Here is an 18,134-nt window from a genome sequence, read left to right on the forward strand (position 1 = left end):
ACATTATCCTGTAATCATTCACCGAAATCATTCGCTTCCTTCAACAAGTACAAAAGTGCCAGTGGCCGCCTTGGCGCGTAACTTTTTGGCCGTTTGATAACTGTCGCTGTAATAAAAGCTCTTAGCTTCGGCAAAAGAGGAAAACTCAAAAATCATATGCTGTCGGTGAGACTCCCCTTCTAAGTTTTCATATTGTCCAGTCCAAGCCACAATTTTGGGGTTGAATGGTTTTACTGCTTCTTCAGCTGCTTTGCCATACTCTGCATATAAATCGGCGTCAATGACTGTAAGATGTGCAATAAGGTATCCTTTAGGCATTCTATTTCTCCTAACTGTTTTGAGTGTTTACAACGATAAAAAGAGATACGTGTAAATATGTTTCTTCATTACTATGCGTCTCAGTGAAAACTATTTATAGATGACAGATAAGGCTAGAATATTGGTGTTTTTTTTATGAATAAAGTATTGTAAAAATAACTAAACGTTATGTTTTTTGGTAACAATGAAGAATCTCAATATATTGACTATTTTTTGTCGAGTGGCAGAAATGGCCAATTTTACCCGCGCCGCGGAAATGCTAGGTATCCCCAAGGGGCGAGTCTCCGTAGTGGTTCGCGATTTAGAAAAAGAACTTGGGGTGGCATTATTTCACCGTACCACTCGTAGCGTTAAATTGACTGAGGATGGTCAAGCATTCTATGAGCGCGCTGCAAATCTTTTAGTCGAAGCTCAAGAATTAGAAATGATGTTTGTTACCAAAGAATCTGGTTTGGAGGGCAAGCTAAGAGTCGACATGTCAACAGAGCTGGCACGAAGTGTTGTAATTCCAGCTCTCCCTCAGCTACTTTCTTCTAATCCCGGGCTTGAACTGGAGCTTTCCTGTACCGATCGCCGAGTGGATCTGGCACGTGAAGGCTTCGATTGTGCCATTCGTTTTGGGCCTGTTGTCGATGAGACACTAGTGGCAATACCGTTAGGACAACTGCGTATGATTAATGCTGGCAGTCCTGACTATTTGCTCAAGCACGGTACACCTCACACACTAAGTGACCTCATAACCCAGAGACATAAAATGGTTTATTACAGCCCTGTCTTTGGTGGCGAACAAGTTGGTTGGGAATATCCGGACAAAGACGGTTATAAGTTGCTTGATTTACCGGGGGCGGTACAGGTAAACAACGTTCAAGCGTACCATGAATGCGGACTGGCCGGAATTGGACTAATTCAGGCAGGGCAACCCGCTCTTAAGGCTCAAATTGAAAAGGGTAGGTTAGTTGAGGTGTTACCAAATCTGCGTCCCGAACCTCTTACCGCCTCCTTAGTAGTTGCCCATCGGCGGAATCTATCGAAACGAGTTCGTTTTTTTAAAACATGGCTTGAAGGGATACTCGATCCCTATTTCGTTTAGAGAGTATCTTCTACTCAACACCCAGATAACATGTTCGAGTAGGCATAAAAATGCCAACCGGTCTGGTTGGCATTTTTAATTACGGGTCTATTTGATAATAGGCTGAGTAGGCGCCGTTTCTACGTCCACTTTCTCAATGACACCGTTAAATTGATACGGTAGTTTCTTGCGATAAGTAGGCATGACTGGAGCTCCTAGATCAACACCGATATCCAGCGTTTCAGTTGCAGAAAAGCGCACAGGAACCGCTTTTTCTACTTTACCTGAACCTACCTTTTTATCGTTGATGTAAAGATCAACCGTACCACCAGTCAAGTCTTTCAGGAATCTGAACGGTTGTTGTTTGTAAACCGCAGACAGTTTCACTTTTCCTGATGGAATTTTGCTATCAGATTTAATCGACGAATAGCTCTTACCAAAGAAGTTATAGCCATAAACCAATTTGCCATTGTCCGCATAGAAAGAAAGGCCACCAGAACCACCACCAATTGCCATCAGTACACCATCGGCTTTTTGGTTTTTATCAACGGTAACATAGGCATCGATCCTATGATCTCGTTGATAGAATTTAGGCGCTGATCCTTCAGGAACACGAGTAACATTTGCTGTATAGCTGAACTGCGTTTTACCTCTGGTGATAGAAGGACGGTCAGGTGTACTCGCTCGCTCAGTAAAGCGGTCATCAAGTGGGTACACTTCATTAATTTTCGCTTGTTTATCGAATTCTTTAATCAATTCTTTCAATTTTTCTGGATTTTTCTTCGACAGATCGACCGCTTCAGAGAAATCTTCTTTGACGTTATACAGTTCCCATTTCGAATCTTTGAAACCCAGAGAACTGCTTAGCTGCCAAGGTACACCATGGAATGATGCCGCTACCCAGCCATCTTTATAAATCGCACGGTGACCACCTGTTTCAAAATATTGAACCATGCGGTGTGACTTAGCTTCTGGGTGATTAAATGTGTAAATCATACTGGTGCCTGCCATCGGTTTTTGTTTCACACCGTTAACAGAAGTTGGCGCTGGTATGTTTGCGGCTTGCAGAATCGTAGGCGTAATATCCACCACGTGGTGGAATTGACTTTGAATAGTACCCGTATTTTTAATTTTAGCAGGCCATGAAACCACGAGGCCGTTACGTGTTCCACCAAAATGAGAAGGTACACGCTTCATCCATTGGAAAGGAGTGGTACCCGCCCATGCCCAGCCCACTGGATAATGGTTTTCATGCAATTCGCTACCCAGTTCGTCAATAACTTTCAACTGATCTTCTACGGTATCGGGCACACCGTTTTGCGTCATCATGTTATTGGTAGTACCGGTTATTGAACCCTCTGCACTCGATCCATTATCCCCAGCGATATACATGATCATGGTGTTGTCGCTGTCTGGCATTGATTCAATCTTATCCAACAGACGTCCCACTTCGTAGTCAGTGTAAGCAAGGAAGGCGGCGAAGACTTCCATATGACGGGCATACAGTCTCTTCTGGTCGGCACTTAAGGTATCCCAAGCTTCTATCTCTTTTGGTCTTGGCGTTAACTTAGTATTTTGTGGAATCATTCCCATCGCTTTTTGGCGAGCAAATACCTCTTCACGGTATTTATCCCACCCCATATCAAACTTACCTTTGAATTTTTCAATCCACTCTTTAGGGGCGTGAAGTGGCGCATGTACTGCACCTGGTGCGAAATAAGTGAAATAAGGTTTGTCAGGGTTCATCGATTTTTGTTGGTCAATCCAGGCAATCGCTTTATCGACTAAATCTTCGTTGAGTTGGTACCCATCTTCAGGTTTTTTGGTTAGCTCAATAGGAGTGGTGTCATTGAATAACTGAGGTTCCCACTGGCTAGTTTCACCGCCTTGAAAACCATAGAAATGTTGAAAGCCTAAGCCCGTTGGCCATTGCTCAAATGGGCCAGCTGACGAAGTTTCCCAGTCAGGAGTATTGTGCCATTTACCAAAAGCACTGGTGCTGTAGCCATTGTCTTTCAACACTTCTGCAATACTTGCAACCGACTTAGGCCAAATTGAGTTATATCCTGGGAAGCCTGTTGACAACTCGGAGATGGTACCAAAACCCACTTGATGGTGGTTACGGCCAGTTAGCAATGCTGCGCGAGTTGGCGAGCTGATACCTGTCGTGTGGAAGTTATTATAAGTCACGCCGCGGGATGCTAGCTTGTCGATATTCGGTGTTGGAACCAAACCACCAAAGGTACCCGCTTGACCAAAACCTAAATCATCAAGCAAGATAACAACAACGTTGGGTGCCCCTTCTGGAGCTTTAATAGGTTGTGGGTAATCAGACTTTGATTGATCGAAGGTCGTACCAATTTTACCATTAAACTGGGCAGACTGCTGAATAGGTAATACTGTTCTGTCGATGTTTTTTGCTGGCTCAGCGTAACTTGCTGATGAAATCAGAAAGCTCGTTATCGCCACAATCGGTTTAATTTTAGTCTTCATTGAGACTCCTTAAGCACTCAGACGTTGTTGCAGTAAGCTCTGACTATTCACTACTTTTGCGTAGAATTTTTTTAAGCCAGAGCATAAATAATTTAGTCCACTTTCACCTTGTGATGTTTTGGTAAAGCGATTTTTAGGGCATTCGCCATAACAAAGAGAGAGGAAAAAACACTGACGGCAATCAGAAGGAAGGTTGCTGGCTTTTGATTTACCAAAATTTTGTTGTTTATTGGAGAAAACAAGATCCCCCATATGCACTTCAGTAATATTGCCAAGTTTGTATTCGGGGTAGACAAAATGGTCGCAGGAAAAAACGTCTCCATTATGTTCAATTGCGACTGCCTTACCACAGAACTCGGCAGAAACACATTTTTGCGCGCCAAATCCAAACATTTGCGAAATAACATTTTCAAACTGATCAATAAATACAGTACCGAAATCCTGTCGAATCCATTCATCCCAAATCGTGGTCAAGAATGTCCCCCATTGAGTTGAGCCAACAGACCAAGAAGTGAGGTAACTACTCTCGTTTTCAGGTGAAAGGCTAATATCACCAATTTGGATCAGGTCTTTGGTTTTCCATTTATTAGGGGCGACATTGGTAAAGTTCTTCGGTTCAACGCAAGGAATAAACTGAATAACTTGGGGTTGAACTTCGTCGCGAAGAAAACGATACACCTCAAGAGGGAAGGCTCCGTTGTCCTGATTGATTACGCAAAGAGCATTGAAAGTAATCTGATGTTTTTTCAACAATTCGATAGCATTCATCACTTTGTCAAACGATGACTTACCCGCTCGATTGACTCGGTGAATGTCGTGAAGGTGTTTAGGACCATCAATGGAGATGCCGACTAAGAAATTATGTTGTTTAAGAAACTGGCACCAGTTTTCGTTAAGCAAAATACCGTTGGTTTGTAAGTCATTGAGTATGGCTTGATCAGGCTTTTTAAATTGGTCTTGCAGGGCGACAACTTTTTCGAAAAAAGATAACCCCATTAAAGTAGGTTCACCGCCTTGCCATGTGAAAACAACCTCTTCACCTGTTTGAGCTTCAATGTATTGTTGGATATACAAAGCGAGCATTTCATCACTCATACCTGCATGAGATGGCTGCTCTAATAAAGATTCTTTGTGCAAATAAAAACAGTAGCTGCAGTCTAAATTGCAACGCGAAGCCGATGGTTTGGATACTGCATGGAAGCGATACACATCGTTGTCTAATTTTGGGAGTTGTAACTTTGGTGAATCAATATGACTTAACGGTACTGTTTCTAAGGTCATAACCGCTCTCATTTACTTATATTTCAGGATATTAGATAGTTGTTAAACATAGAAGGTTTATCCAATTAAATCAAAAGCGATTGTGTGAAATGTGTGTAAAATGACCATCATTCACACGTACATTATTCGCTGTCGGAAAAGAAAACAAAACCGACCTATCGCCAACAACTCCCCTAATATGGTTTAAAAAACACGAACGTAAGCGAACAGTCACAAAAAGTGTTCGATGAGTATGGGAACTCGGTTAGTAAGGAGGCGATTAAAGTGTGGAATAAATTTTTAGAGAATCTTTTTATTGAGACTCAAAATGGCTTTCAACCGACGTGTTGTTTACGCTGAATTCAAATTGATTTTGGCCTTTTCTGTTGGCTACTCATTCCCGAGTAATAAATAAGTTTGGTCAAAGAGTCTGGAACTCAAGCTAAGAAATTGAAGCAAGTAAAAGTGATGGGGTAGTGTTGAACTTGTAATGCTTGGCAGTGTAAGAAGGTAAGGCACAAATAACTAAGCGTAACCTGCCATCTCGTATTCACACTGAATTAAATACGACAAATTGCGCTTAGATGAAGTGGGAATAGTTAGGCTATCCAGTCTTTTAAAGCGGTTTGAGTGAGCATGAGACCTGCTCTCAAACCCGGACGGACGCCGCTATTCGGAAAAATCAGCCACTCTTGGTCTTGTTCCACTCGGTACTGCTTATCGCCGTCGGTAGCAAGCAAACAGCCTTTTTCGAATGCTGTGAAGTTATGCACGCTTTCGGCAAAGTTGAGTTCAAACGCTTCGGTCAGTTTGGTGAGTTCTTGGCTAACTTTATAAACAGGCATTTCTGGTGCACTGTTGTCAGGGCAAGAAGTGCCTGTGGTAAGGGCGATTAAGCCTTCTTTGATACCAATAAACTGCGAAAGATCATTTTCGCCAAATGGCAGTGCTTTGCCCAGTTCTAAAGTACAGCTTTGAGCACCACAAGTCTGGCTACTGAAGTAGCTGAACGTTGCTGAAGGAGCATGGTTGATCACCAGTGCCTCTAAGCCCACATAACACAGCCATTCGATCATTTCAGGTTGATACTTGCCAGATTCTACATAAGGAAGCAGGCCGAATCGCACATGGAATGACGGCTTTCTTGCGGTATGCAGGTCAAAGTGAACACGCTGAGTATTGGGTTGTTGTTCAAAGAACGAGATCACTTGCTGTTCAATGATTTGTGCGCGACGAGTTTCTTCACACGCTTCATAATTGGCATGTTTACCACTGAATAAGCGGTTCATGTCCACTTCTAGGTAGCGGTCACCTGTGCGCATAGCTTCAAGATTGCCAAGAATGACTAACAGGCGAACATTCAAAGAACGTCTCTCTGCCAGAAAATCTTGAACCAACTCAGAAACGATTTCGATGGGCGCGGTTTCGTTACCGTGAATGCCTGCGGAGATAACCACACTTTTCGATTGTGGGCTATCTGAGAACTCTAGAGGTTCGAAAGCGATAACACCTTGCGCCGGACAACTCCAACGCAAAGCGGTTGTTTCACCTAATGAAGGGGAAAAGGCTTCCCCTGAAAGTGTCTGTTTTAAAAAATCCATTTCCAATAAATCCTTGCTTAGCGTTGGAATGGGTAGATTGAACCAAGGTTCATGATTTGAGTCAGCTCATCCAGTGCAGTGCGGTTTTCAACCAGTAGCTGTGGATCTGCCAAATCAGCTTCCGTCAGGCGATCACGGTAGTGTTTATTCACCCACTGAGTCAGTGAACCATAAAGCGCATCATTCATTATTGCATGCGGGTTCGCTGCTTTAAGCTCTTGTTCGTTAAGAACAACACGCAAACGCAGACAAGCTGGGCCACCACCATTACACATACTTTCGCGTAGGTCGAATACTTTCACTTCGTTGATTGGACCACCGCTTTTGGTTAGCTCTGTCAGGTATGTCCAAACGCGCTCGTTCTTACGTGATTCTTCTGGAACCACAATTACCATACTGCCGTCAGCTTTGGTTAGAAGCTGGCTGTTGAATAGGTATGTGCCCACTGCGTCTTGCACTGATACTTTGTTCGTCGGTACTTCGATTGGCGTGAATTCACATTCAAATTGGCCTAGCTTGCGGCGAATTTCATCAAACACAGGCGCTTGATTGAGGAACGCTTCTTGGTGATGGAAAAGAACGGGGCCGTTACTTACTGCAATCACGTCGTTGTGGAATACGCCTTGGTCAATCACATCTGGGTTTTGCTGTAGGAATACGGTTTGTGATTCGTCTAACTGATGCAGACGAGCCACTGCTTCGCTTGCTTCACGCGTTTGGCGAGCAGGGAAGATTTTAGGTTCAACCTGACCACCAAATGCTTGGCGACCATACACGAACACTTCAACGCCTTTATCGCCATAGCTGCGACATAAGCGGTTGTGGTTCGCTGCACCTTCATCGCCGAATAGCATTTGTTGTGGTAGCGCGGCATGGTGGGCAAAGTGTTGATTATCAGCAAAAATCGCTTTTAACGCGTTGCTGGTGGTTTGGTCTTCAATGGAACGGTGGAACTTGTTGTTTAGGTTCGCCACAGTGAAGTGAACTTTACCATCCGCAGTATCCGCAGAAGGAGAAACGGTCGCCGCGTTGGCTACCCACATTGAAGAGGCTGAACTGACATTCGCAAGCAGTTGCGGTGCTTTTTCCGCGGCTTGAGCAATTACTTCTGCATCGGTACCTGAGAAACCTAAAGTACGCAGAGTGTGAACGCATGGACGCTCCTGCGGAGGAAGCACACCTTGCTTGAAACCTGAATCCGCAAGGTTTTTCATCTTCGCTAAACCTTGCAGCGCTGCGAGTTTTGGGTTTGCTACTGCGTTTTTGTTCGATGTAGACGCAACGTTACCAAACGAAAGGCCTGCGTAGTTGTGAGTTAAACCGACAAGACCGTCAAAGTTAACTTCATAAGCTGACATAATTTTAGACTCCTATCAGCCTACTCACTTGGAAGAGTAGGCGAGGTAAACAGTTTGGGCAGGGTACGTTGTTATTGTTTGTCTACCCCAGCGACTTAATCGATAAATTTCTAATAAGTGTACCGATTAAGGCGCGAGGGTATTTTCTGCCATGAATATTCAATTACTCGGATTGAGCGAGCTCTTCGCGACACTCTTCTTTTGCAAACAGTGGCGCAACTCGAATCAAGTCGCCATTCGTAACATTTAATATCTCTGCTTGTGCCGGAGACAGGGTAATTTCTGTTTCTGTACAAGGCTGACAACCAATGATGGCTCGATAATTACGGTAATCAAGGTTGCCAACAAGTAGGGTTGATTCTGTTTCGTGATAGGAATCTGAAATCAATACTTTACGAGTTTCACTTTCACGAACCATACGAAGATCTTTGGTGTACGCTTCGAGCGTAGGGCCTGCATCAAAAATGTCGATGTAGCCTTCATAACGCATGCCTTCACTTTCAAGGATCTTACGTGCAGGAAGCGTGCTCTCGTGCACTTCTGCAATGACCGCTTTTGCTTCGTCGGTTAAGAAATCAACATACATCGGGTGTTTAGGCATTAACTCTGCGATAAACGCTTTTTGACCAATACCTGTCAGGTAATCTGCTTCGCTAAAGTCGATAGAGAAGAAGTGACGACCTAAACTTTCCCAGAATGGCGAGTTACCGTTCTCGTCAGACACACCGCGCATCTCAGCGATCAGTTTGTCTGCAAATTTGTCTGTAAAGGTAGACATAAATAGCATGCGACTTTTCGACAGCAAGTGACCGTTCTTATTTTTCCGGTAATCAGGGTCTAAGAACAGTGTACAAAGTTCACTGTAACCTGTGTGGTCATTGCTGAGGAAAAGCGTTGGCATTTGGGTATACACATTAAGTTCCTTTGACGCATGTACCAAAGTGCCAACACGGAAATCATACCAAGGTTCTGTCAGACCAATCGCGACTTCTACGCCACTGATACCAACCACTTGTTTGCTTTCCGTATCTTCCAATACAAATAGATAGCCTTGATCGTGAATAGGTGCTTTCCCTTCCCATGTCTCGATCATACGCTCAATACGTGCTGCCAATCGCGCTTCATTGTTTGGTAGTGACGTAAAACCTACACCGGTTTTGGTCGCCAGTTTTAATAAAGCTTGCTTGTCATCCCTAGTGACTGGGCGAATTACCATCATAGTTTAAATTCCTTGTTATTTTTCCTGAAAAGAGAGAAGAGACTACAGGGCTAAAAACCACACCTTCTGGTGCTGAGTCAGACCCACTTCTTCCATCAATTCTTTAGTAATGATCAGTCGATCCTCTGTTTGGTTCCCCTCTGCGATAAACGCACAGAAGCCTTTGGCTCCTTGGTAACCAACCAAGTATTGCTTTGTGTCAGCGTGAAGAGGTTCACCGACCAGTGACCCGGTTTTCATATTCAAACAAATAGGCAACGCATTGTGCGGAGCCGTCAAAATAGGGCCAGCATCGAAGATTTCCACATACTTGTCTGGCTCAAAACCTTGGTCATTTAAGAGCTGATATTGAATTTCAGCATCTTGATGAACTTGTCCCATAACCGCTTGTGCTTCTTCGTCAATAAGAGGCACGTAAAGCGGATAGTGAGGCATCAGTTCTGCAACAAACGCTTTGTCGCGAGTGCCGTTGTAGTATTCGACTTGGTTGTAGTCCATGCCGAAAAATTTTCGACCAACGTGTTCCCAAAAAGGGGCGCGGCCTTGGGTGTCTGCAATACCCGGCAGCACCGCCATCCATTCATTCGCGAATCGGTTAGGGTTCGCGTTCATGAACATCAAACGTCCTAGCGTGATTAACGCCGGGGAAGGCGTGTGGTGCTGCGATGGATCAATATAAAAAGAGCACAGTTGAGAGTGGTCACTTAAGTCATGATTCAGCGTCAATGCGTGAATACGGCTGTGAACATTTAACTCTCGTGAGGAGTGGATAATGATGTCGTTGCGAAACGAATAGAACGCCTGACGATATCCCGCTAACGCGTTGATGGCTCCTGTGCCCAACAAATGCCCGGTGTCGGTCTCTTCCAATACAAAGAAGTAAGATTCTTCGCCCGGACAAAAAACGTCTTGTTCGAATGAGTAAATGGACTGCTCGATTTTCTGCAATAGGTGTTCGCGCTTCGCTGGCAGAGTACACACCATTGGGCCGCTATCTATCGCAAGCTTTTCTATGTTGCTTAAATCAGTCAGTGTGACAGGACGTAATACAATCATGGGTTTAACCTTATTTTGTATCTATCAACGCTTTTAGTACTTACTCAATTGAGCAAGGCCAGTATCCGAGTTCTTACTCCGTACTCTTCGGCTCTGATAAAGGGAAACGTCATTGTGTTTGCCTCTGTGAACAGTTCCATCATTGTCAGAATACGCGACGAGTTACGACATTACGTTCGTAAAAACGACCAGTTTTTATATATTTTCACCTTTCATTAACAATTGTGAGGTCGCTTTTTACATTAATTCTTGGTTGCATATAAACGTTTCGACCTCTCTTCTCTGGGTGTGATTTCAAAATACGCTTTATAAGCAGACGAAAAATGCGGACCACTTGAGAACCCACAAGTCAGGCCGATTTGTACCACTGACAAATTGGTGGTCTGTAACAGATCTCGTGCTTTCTTTAATCTCAATTGCAGGTAGTAACGAGCCGGCATGGTGTCGAGATATCGTTTGAAAAGCCGCTCTAGCTGGCGTCTCGATACATGCACTAAATCGGCGATCATGTCTGCTGACAGTGGTTCTTCCAGATTGCTTTCCATTAGTGAGATGGCTTTTTCGAGCCGTGGAGGTAACTCGATGTTTTCCAGTCCGCCATTAGCCAGCTCATTACCTGAAGTGACATTTCGTTGTTGTGACGACGGTTTGTCTCTGTCTAGGTACAACTCATCAGCGACGGAGTGCGCGGCCACTTGGCTTTCATGTTTGGCAAGATAAACCATTAACAAATCGAGGCAGTCGGAATAACTTGCGCAGCTTGCCAACTTGGCGGACTGACAAAAGTGTTCGTATTGAACAGTAAGGTCTGGATATTTTGTTTTTATTTCATCTTCCCAGCGCCAGTGAACCGCCCATGATGCATCGAGCCCAATACCACTTTCCAGCAGCCAAAAACAGCCTGCCTGTACACTGATAATGAACGTGTTTTCTTGCTGATAGTAGTGTAGCAGCGCGAGTTGAGTGCTTTTGGATAAGGGGGATTCTGGTCGTTGTTCGCTGGCAATGATAAGCAAATCGTATTGGGGGATGTCTGCGAGGCTTGCTTGCGTCACCAAGGTGATAGGTGGGCTTGCCATCGATTGCGGAAAACCACTGATTTCGATGTTTGCTCCTGCCTTTTCTCCCACATAAAGAAGTTGAAATTTCTCTTCACCCAGAATTTTGTTCACCTGTGCAAAAGGCTCAGTGATTGCTCCCAAAGTAAGCAAAGAGCAATCACTTGGGATAAAAATTCCAATTCTGTGCTGTGAAGAAGTTTTTGGCATACTTATGTCAGCGCATCCTGCTAGATGTAAGCACTCCGTTTGTCCGTAGACTCGATCGCTTACATTCGAAATTCAGGTCAACAACTACCAATAATAAAAATGAATATTTGGGTTACTAACGAATAAATAATCATAAAGATGTTTTAAAGATGAAAATATATTCAATAGATATGGGAAATATTAATAAATAATGTTGTTGACCATTTTGTTTGTTGAGTGATTTTACCGCATAAAATTATTAAAGGCATAATTAAAAAATAACAAATGAAACAAATAGGAAACAAGTTAAGGGGGTTGTTTTTCTTTAACTTTATGAAATTTAAGTAAATTTTTTATTTTTCTTTTTCTTGTATGTGCTGATTTTGGGACGTTTTAGTAGGGTGGCATTTAACTGACTATAAATATGATAAATGTGAATTAATATTTAATCTTATTCAATCATTCATGGATAATTCATTCAATTCCATTCTACGTTTTAACTCCAAAAATAAAACACCCACCAGTCGGTGAGCGTTAGGATATTAAAGCAGAACACACAGTCTCTAGTGAGACGAAATTTAAGCTAGCTCTTTGAAGACTTCTACCCGGTTTCGGCCGAGATGTTTCGCTCTATACAGTGCTTTGTCGGCCCGTTCGAGTATCTTATCGGTGTCGGTATCCAGCATGTTAATGGTGGTAATTCCCATGCTGGCGGTACAATGTATGACGCTGTGATCTAACACGACTGGGCACTCTTCTATCCGCTTGCGTATGCGGTTAGTAAAGTGCACCGACATTTCGGCGGTGGTTCCGGTTAATATCAGGCCAAACTCTTCACCGCCTAAACGCCCTACAGAGTCAACTTTGCGAATTTCGTCCATAAGAATATTGGCAACCGATACCAGTACTTTGTCTCCGCCAGCATGGCCGTATGTGTCGTTAATCGCCTTAAAGTTGTCTAGATCGATAAAAATAACCGTGACAGCGTCACATTGTTTGCGATGGTATCTTTCCATCTCAGTAGCGAGCCGCTCCATAAATACTCTACGTGTTGGCAGTTGGGTTAATGCGTCTGTGGTCGCCAATTTATGCAGTTCTTTTTCTAAGCGAATACGATCAGTGATATCTCGTGAAGACGCATAGAAATAACGACCGTCAGCGGCCTTTATCCACTTGGCATTAAGTTCTACATCAATAATGGTTCCATCTTTTCTTCGATGTCGCGTTTCGTATTTCTTGGCTTCAGTGCCGAAGGTCGCCATCGTCTCGAAAATTTCATCGGGTTTCAATTTGGCTTCCCAGTCGCGCACATTTAACTTTGCCGTCTCTTCTTCGCTGTAACCAAGTAATTCTGCAAAGGAATGACTAAAAGCAACGATGTTCCCTTTTTTGTCGAGAATGTGTATGCCATCACTGGCCATTTCCATATAAAGTTTGTTCTTTTGGTTGAGGTTGTTAATTCGCAAATTAAGATCCATCAGTTTCTCAATATAGTTTCCACGATTCGCGTAATCGGTGAAAAATTTGCTTAACACACTGGCAAAGATGAAACCAAAGACAATGGTAATAAATAAGGTGATTCCTGAACTATATAAAAAACTCTTATGAGACATCGATGCCTGCAAGTGTGAGTAAGTACTATTAAGAGAAAGAATCAAAATCAGTTGCTGATCGTTTGGCAGGTTGAGTTTTCTCGAGTAAATATTCGAATTCTGATAGGTGGCGTTGTTCACTAATTCCTCAAAATCAGGAATATCTTTATAAATATTGTCATTTTTACTGTAACGGCTCCAATTTCTGCTTTTGTCATAGTGAAGTAGGATTTCACCGTTACTATCGACAAGTATCGATTGGTATAAAGGTGCATTGGCAAAGGTATCGAAAAGTGGTTTGGTAAAATAGTTAATAATTAAAATACCAGAGAAAGTGTTCTTATAAGAGAGGGGCATCACTGCTCGTACTGTCGGCTTATACGGTATTTCAACCCGTCCATTATCTTCATTCAAGTCAAAATGTGAAAACCAGATTTGTTCGGGCTGCTTGCCTACAGAGTCATAAAAAAAGTAACGATGGGACTTATTTTGCAGTTTATTTTCTGCAACAATTTTGGCTTCGTCACCAAACTTATCTCTGTCAATTCTGACGATTTCCATTCCGTTTTTGTCGATAAAACGGATCTTCATTATATCCTGCTGGCTTATGGCGATAGAAAGTGCCAATTGTTCAAACTCCTTTTTATCCTTCAGTTGGCTATTTAGAAACTGATTGAAAAATTGGCTGGATCGTATCGCTCTCACTGTGTTTTCTGAGTTAGAGAAGAAGTTGGTGAGTAAATTCTCTCTTTCTTTAGTTTTCTGATTGGCGTTGGTCAGAGCTATAGTTTCTGTCTGATCAGAGAATATCAGCTCTCTTGTTAGAAACTCGGTTACAACAATGATTGTCCCAAACGATATTAGGATAAAAATGAGTTTTGGAAGGCTTTTATGTAACCGCATTTATCATTTCCTTTGCCCCTCGTTCTTTAAAGATAGACAGAAATTAAATGGTTGTTTATTTGAAATGTGTTTTATCTTATACGAAATATGTAAACCTTGTCGAACCACTCATCTATTTAGAAAATTCAACTTAACGCAGGTTTGTAACTATGTGTTAGATTCCACTTTTTTTATTACCCCTATGATCTTTCACTTAATATTCAATTAGCGAATGCTTTTCTTATCAAATATCTGATATTGTTTCATTAGCGTTAGCTAAAGCTCTAGATATAGCCCAGCACAATGAAAACTCCACTGGAGAGAAAATGAAGTTAAAGCCTCAGTTTATGTTAGTTACTGCTCTGGTGTTTATTGTCACCGCAGGCGCGGTTTCTTGGCTAGTTAGAACACTTGCTGAGGGAATCATTGAGCAGTGGGCTCCGCGTTATATAACCAAACAAACTCTTTACGATAAGAGCCGCACACTTCAACCTATTCTGCGGGAACTGGCGCTTTCCCGTCAGCTTGCCACTTCCAATACCATTAAGCAGTGGGCACATTCTCCTCAAAATGAATCTTTGCAAACTATTGCGCTCGATGAATTAGAAAATTATCGCCAGAACTTTCAAGACAAGAGTTACTTTGTCGCTTTATTGAGTAATGGGCATTATTACCACAACAATGCGCAAAATGAATTTCGGGGTAAAGAATTTCGCTATGTATTAGATGAAAGTAAGCAAGAGGACAGCTGGTTTTACAATCTAATTGAACAAAAACGCGACATTCATATCAACGTAAACCCTGACGTTGAGCTTGGAATTACTAAGTTGTGGATTGATGTTCTTATTAAAGATGGTGACGAAATTCTTGGCATGGTTGGGACAGGGTTAGACCTTACGACTTTCTTAAATAGCGTAGTAGAAGAAGTTGAACCCGGCATACACAGCTTCTTTATTGATCATGTGGGGGCAATTCAGCTTCATAGAGACAAAGCCATGATTGACTTTGGCTCGGTGACAAAAACAAAAGGCACGCATAAGACGATTGATCTGATTTTTGACAATAAAAATGACTTAGAAAGCATTTACCAATCGATGCGTGAGTTAGAGTCTGGTGACAAACAAGTAGCAACAACTTTTGTAGATTTACAGGGATCTCGTCAATTGGTGGGCTTGGTTTACCTACCTGAAATTGACTGGTATGAAATAACACTAATTGATTTGAATATCTTCCTTCCTATCTCTCACTTCACCAAGATCGTATTAGTGTTTATTGGAACACTATTGATTGCACTGACGCTTATGAATTTGGTGCTAACGCGTTTGGTTTTGAATCCAATCAGTGAACTGGACAAAGCGTTGGCTTTATTTGAGAAAGGTAAGAATCCGAAGTCTGAAATTACAATACGTAGAAGAGGCGAGCTGGGGAGGGTGACCTACCACTTTATTCAAATGGCTGAATCAGCCTTACAGTCTAAGAGAGATCTGGAGCGCAAGGTACATGAAAGAACCGCTGAACTTGAACGGCTTACTCAAATAGATCCGTTAACTGAATTGTATAACCGTCGAGGTATGGCTGAGCAAATTGAAGCAAGCTTAAATCGGGCTGAACGTGAAGATCTTCCATTGGGGTTATTATGGATTGATATCGACTGGTTTAAAGATATCAATGATACCTATGGCCATGCCGCAGGAGATGAATCACTCAAAGCAATAGCGGAAGTGATTAAACAAACCATCCGTTCCTATGACATGGCGGCCCGTTGGGGAGGCGATGAGTTTCTTGTGCTTTTGGTGAACGTTGATGCAAACGAGCTTGTTCAATTGGCTGGGCGCTTATGTTCGCAAATCTCACGTCATCAGTTTTCCAATCGTTTTTCAATCAGTGTGAGTATCGGTGGAGCTATGTACGTCAAAGGACAAAACATCGACACCTGGTTACAAAATGCCGACCAAGCGTTATATAAAGCAAAAGATAACGGAAGAAACGGCTTTTATATTAATCAAGTTAAAGCAATAGATAACAATGAAAGTAGCGTTTAAAACGAATTAGACAGTAAACGAAGTCGTTTAGTTTTCATGCCAACAGATTTGTAAACTAAGGCCATGCTCGTTTTTTCGCGCCACCATTGGCTTTGATCATATCCATGGTTTTTTTCGATTGCTCTTCAATTGACTTCAAGCTTTTTGTTACAGAGTTTTGGAATTCCGCTTTGCCCGATTCAAACTGATCAGTTGGCGGTGTTGAAGGGGATTTCAACTGATGCACAAGTTGCACTAATTGTTTATTTTGACCTTCGAGCGCTTTGACTTGAGCCGTGAGAGCTTTGAGTAATCCACTTTGTTCACGGATTTTGGATTCAATGCTGTTAAAAGCCTGAAGGATTTGCCCTATATTTTGTTCTGCCATCAAGATATCCATATTCGATGTACCAACATAGTTCAAGTATAGGCAAAGCTTTTTGTTTTATGAGTGAATTATTAGTTCATGTTAACAGTTTTGTTAATTACTACTGGAGGCAAACGACAGACATTCTACCGAAACGCAACCCTACGGTTGTTGAAGCCAGCGATGCTCACTGTTCGGTAGAATGTGCACGAGAACTCATTCGTTTCTATAGAGTTGAGCTAGAAATGCTCACTTTTACTTTTTGATAAAATATAGTCTTCAAGCGCCTGAACTATTTCTGGACGATTAATGTATTTGCCAATGAAGTATGGCGGTATAAAGAATATCAAGAGGTAAAAAGATTCATCAATGAATTGATTTGCAATCACCACTTCATGATTGAAATAAGCGAATATCGCTAGGGCATCGAGCAAGATATAGAGCCCACATAACACTACGGACATAATGAGTATCAGCCCGAGAAAATTTCTCAAAATCACTTTAGATGTTGTCATTTTTAATCCCTCAAAAATTGGACAAGATCTAACGTACTCCTATTTACCCGGTTGGTTACTTGATATGAATCAAGTTTCTCTTTCTGTTCGCGTAAATTAAGTTTGCCAAAGTGGTATCACCGTTTGAATCAGCGGGGTTGTGTGCCATCTCATTTCTCTTGCGACGAGAAGACCGATTGTATTAGCTCATGCAAATACAGGGTGAATGGTTCCTTACTGTGACTTTGTTTAACAAAAGATGAGAGTAAATAATCTATATCTTCACCTAATTTTACGATTTTCACCTTTGAACTATCGTAGATAAAGTCGGGTAGAAAAGAGACTGATGGCACCGTTTGAATAATTTCGTACGCCGTCGCTAGTGAGTCAACGTAAGCGACTTTTGTTGGCTCCAGTTCTAGCTTTTCCAGTAGGCGATATCGATGTTCATTCCAGGACGATAACCTAGATATAATCAACAAGTTATCGAGCACATCATCTAACTGATTAATTACAACATCAGGGTGGCAAGCCAAATAAACATGATATTTGCAAATATAGCGCTGAGCGATTCCTTTGTCGGTTTCAAAATCATTAAAGTGAACGCCAATATCTATGTCTCCGGACTCAATGCCTTTAAGGGTATATTTTCCCCAACGCTGAATATGAAAAGTAGCTTTAGGAAAATGTTTCATTAACACAGTGGTTAATCTTGCTGCGGAGTATTGATAAATATAGGAATTGAGTGCAATCACAATAGGTTGCGCATATTGAGAGAAATCCGTTCGGGAAGTCGAAGCTTGTTTCAACACATTGGCAATTTGGTTAAAGTGCAGTTCCACCTGTGGGGCGATTTGCTGAATTAAAGGTGTGAGCTCCATACCTTGGGCACTGCGAATAAAAATAGGGTCATTTAACTTTTCACGTAACTTAGTTATGTCGCGGCTAACGGCACTTTCAGACTTATTAAGAATGTCTCCGACTTTCTTAAGGTTCGGATTGTGATAGAGCAAGATCATGGTTTTCATTAGATCTAACGGTAGGTCCAAATAACGGTTCTTTAAGTCCATGTCTTACACCTTCTTGCAATATACGCAAGGTAATCTTAACTTTAGTTATGATTTTTACAAGGGCACAATCATATAAAATTGAACCAG

14 protein-coding genes are annotated in these 18,134 nt (G+C 42.2%); 2 read left to right on the forward strand and 12 right to left on the reverse strand.

The features are described from left to right. Positions 1-27 precede the first annotated feature (27 nt). Entirely contained in the window at positions 28-318 is a 291-nt protein-coding gene (locus HUO09_RS08020) for a DUF1330 domain-containing protein (protein ID WP_188233598.1), read from the reverse strand. 184 nt (positions 319-502) lie between these two features. On the opposite strand from HUO09_RS08020, the gene HUO09_RS08025 reads away from it, so the two are divergent. Continuing rightward, positions 503-1,408: a LysR family transcriptional regulator gene (locus tag HUO09_RS08025; protein ID WP_188233599.1), complete on the forward strand. Its 906-nt coding sequence runs from the start codon at positions 503-505 to the stop codon at positions 1,406-1,408. 87 nt (positions 1,409-1,495) lie between these two features. On the opposite strand, the gene HUO09_RS08030 is transcribed toward HUO09_RS08025, so the two are convergent. The 8 genes from HUO09_RS08030 to HUO09_RS08065 form a co-directional block, all read right to left on the reverse strand. Beyond that, on the reverse strand, positions 1,496-3,880 hold the full coding sequence (locus HUO09_RS08030; RefSeq protein ID WP_188233600.1) for an arylsulfatase: 2,385 nt from the start codon (positions 3,878-3,880) through the stop codon (positions 1,496-1,498). Between the two features lie 9 nt (positions 3,881-3,889). Continuing rightward, positions 3,890-5,161 carry an anaerobic sulfatase maturase gene (locus HUO09_RS08035; protein WP_188233601.1) on the reverse strand — a complete coding sequence of 424 codons (1,272 nt, stop codon included), beginning with the start codon at positions 5,159-5,161 and terminating at the stop codon, positions 3,890-3,892. 578 nt (positions 5,162-5,739) lie between these two features. Beyond that, entirely contained in the window at positions 5,740-6,741 is a 1,002-nt protein-coding gene (gene astE / locus HUO09_RS08040; protein WP_188233602.1) for a succinylglutamate desuccinylase, read from the reverse strand. Positions 6,742-6,758: 17 nt separating this feature from the next. Then, on the reverse strand, positions 6,759-8,099 hold the full coding sequence (astB, locus tag HUO09_RS08045) for an N-succinylarginine dihydrolase (RefSeq protein ID WP_188233603.1): 1,341 nt from the start codon (positions 8,097-8,099) through the stop codon (positions 6,759-6,761). 163 nt (positions 8,100-8,262) lie between these two features. Then, positions 8,263-9,318: an arginine N-succinyltransferase gene (gene astA, locus HUO09_RS08050; protein ID WP_188233604.1), complete on the reverse strand. Its 1,056-nt coding sequence runs from the start codon at positions 9,316-9,318 to the stop codon at positions 8,263-8,265. A 42-nt stretch (positions 9,319-9,360) separates the two neighbouring features. Then, on the reverse strand, positions 9,361-10,374 hold the full coding sequence (locus HUO09_RS08055; protein ID WP_167411581.1) for an arginine N-succinyltransferase: 1,014 nt from the start codon (positions 10,372-10,374) through the stop codon (positions 9,361-9,363). 242 nt (positions 10,375-10,616) lie between these two features. Continuing rightward, complete coding sequence (locus HUO09_RS08060) at positions 10,617-11,642, reverse strand: GlxA family transcriptional regulator (protein ID WP_188233605.1); 1,026 nt, start codon at positions 11,640-11,642, stop codon at positions 10,617-10,619. Positions 11,643-12,199: 557 nt separating this feature from the next. Beyond that, positions 12,200-14,116, reverse strand: coding sequence for a diguanylate cyclase (locus HUO09_RS08065; protein ID WP_188233606.1), 1,917 nt, complete (start codon positions 14,114-14,116; stop codon positions 12,200-12,202). A gap of 305 nt (positions 14,117-14,421) precedes the next feature. On the opposite strand from HUO09_RS08065, the gene HUO09_RS08070 reads away from it, so the two are divergent. Next, positions 14,422-16,137 carry a GGDEF domain-containing protein gene (locus tag HUO09_RS08070; RefSeq protein WP_188233607.1) on the forward strand — a complete coding sequence of 572 codons (1,716 nt, stop codon included), beginning with the start codon at positions 14,422-14,424 and terminating at the stop codon, positions 16,135-16,137. Between the two features lie 55 nt (positions 16,138-16,192). Here the strand turns inward: HUO09_RS08070 and HUO09_RS08075 are convergent, their stop codons facing one another. The 3 genes from HUO09_RS08075 to HUO09_RS08085 form a co-directional block, all read right to left on the reverse strand. Beyond that, positions 16,193-16,504 (reverse strand): hypothetical protein, encoded by a 312-nt coding sequence (locus HUO09_RS08075; RefSeq protein ID WP_167411585.1) that lies wholly within the window; start codon positions 16,502-16,504, stop codon positions 16,193-16,195. A gap of 218 nt (positions 16,505-16,722) precedes the next feature. Continuing rightward, positions 16,723-16,998, reverse strand: a complete 276-nt coding sequence (locus tag HUO09_RS08080) for a D-fructose-6-phosphate amidotransferase (protein WP_167411586.1) — start codon at positions 16,996-16,998, stop codon at positions 16,723-16,725. Positions 16,999-17,147: 149 nt separating this feature from the next. Beyond that, the gene (locus HUO09_RS08085; protein WP_167411587.1) at positions 17,148-18,047 is read right to left on the reverse strand and encodes a LysR family transcriptional regulator; all 900 of its coding nucleotides are present in this window, start codon (positions 18,045-18,047) and stop codon (positions 17,148-17,150) included. Positions 18,048-18,134: the final 87 nt, after the last annotated feature.

The sequence above is a fragment of the Vibrio sp. Y2-5 genome, from assembly GCF_014596725.1.
GTDB lineage: Bacteria > Pseudomonadota > Gammaproteobacteria > Enterobacterales > Vibrionaceae > Vibrio.

What these genes read in the sequence shown, in the direction of transcription:
- HUO09_RS08020 (WP_188233598.1), bottom strand. Translation starts at nt 318, where the DNA reads ATGCCTAAAGGATACCTTATTGCACATCTTACAGTCATTGACGCCGAT.
- HUO09_RS08025 (WP_188233599.1), top strand. Translation starts at nt 503, where the DNA reads ATGAAGAATCTCAATATATTGACTATTTTTTGTCGAGTGGCAGAAATG.
- HUO09_RS08030 (WP_188233600.1), bottom strand. Translation starts at nt 3,880, where the DNA reads ATGAAGACTAAAATTAAACCGATTGTGGCGATAACGAGCTTTCTGATT.
- HUO09_RS08035 (WP_188233601.1), bottom strand. Translation starts at nt 5,161, where the DNA reads ATGACCTTAGAAACAGTACCGTTAAGTCATATTGATTCACCAAAGTTA.
- astE (WP_188233602.1), bottom strand. Translation starts at nt 6,741, where the DNA reads ATGGATTTTTTAAAACAGACACTTTCAGGGGAAGCCTTTTCCCCTTCA.
- astB (WP_188233603.1), bottom strand. Translation starts at nt 8,099, where the DNA reads ATGTCAGCTTATGAAGTTAACTTTGACGGTCTTGTCGGTTTAACTCAC.
- astA (WP_188233604.1), bottom strand. Translation starts at nt 9,318, where the DNA reads ATGATGGTAATTCGCCCAGTCACTAGGGATGACAAGCAAGCTTTATTA.
- HUO09_RS08055 (WP_167411581.1), bottom strand. Translation starts at nt 10,374, where the DNA reads ATGATTGTATTACGTCCTGTCACACTGACTGATTTAAGCAACATAGAA.
- HUO09_RS08060 (WP_188233605.1), bottom strand. Translation starts at nt 11,642, where the DNA reads ATGCCAAAAACTTCTTCACAGCACAGAATTGGAATTTTTATCCCAAGT.
- HUO09_RS08065 (WP_188233606.1), bottom strand. Translation starts at nt 14,116, where the DNA reads ATGCGGTTACATAAAAGCCTTCCAAAACTCATTTTTATCCTAATATCG.
- HUO09_RS08070 (WP_188233607.1), top strand. Translation starts at nt 14,422, where the DNA reads ATGAAGTTAAAGCCTCAGTTTATGTTAGTTACTGCTCTGGTGTTTATT.
- HUO09_RS08075 (WP_167411585.1), bottom strand. Translation starts at nt 16,504, where the DNA reads ATGGCAGAACAAAATATAGGGCAAATCCTTCAGGCTTTTAACAGCATT.
- HUO09_RS08080 (WP_167411586.1), bottom strand. Translation starts at nt 16,998, where the DNA reads ATGACAACATCTAAAGTGATTTTGAGAAATTTTCTCGGGCTGATACTC.
- HUO09_RS08085 (WP_167411587.1), bottom strand. Translation starts at nt 18,047, where the DNA reads ATGGACTTAAAGAACCGTTATTTGGACCTACCGTTAGATCTAATGAAA.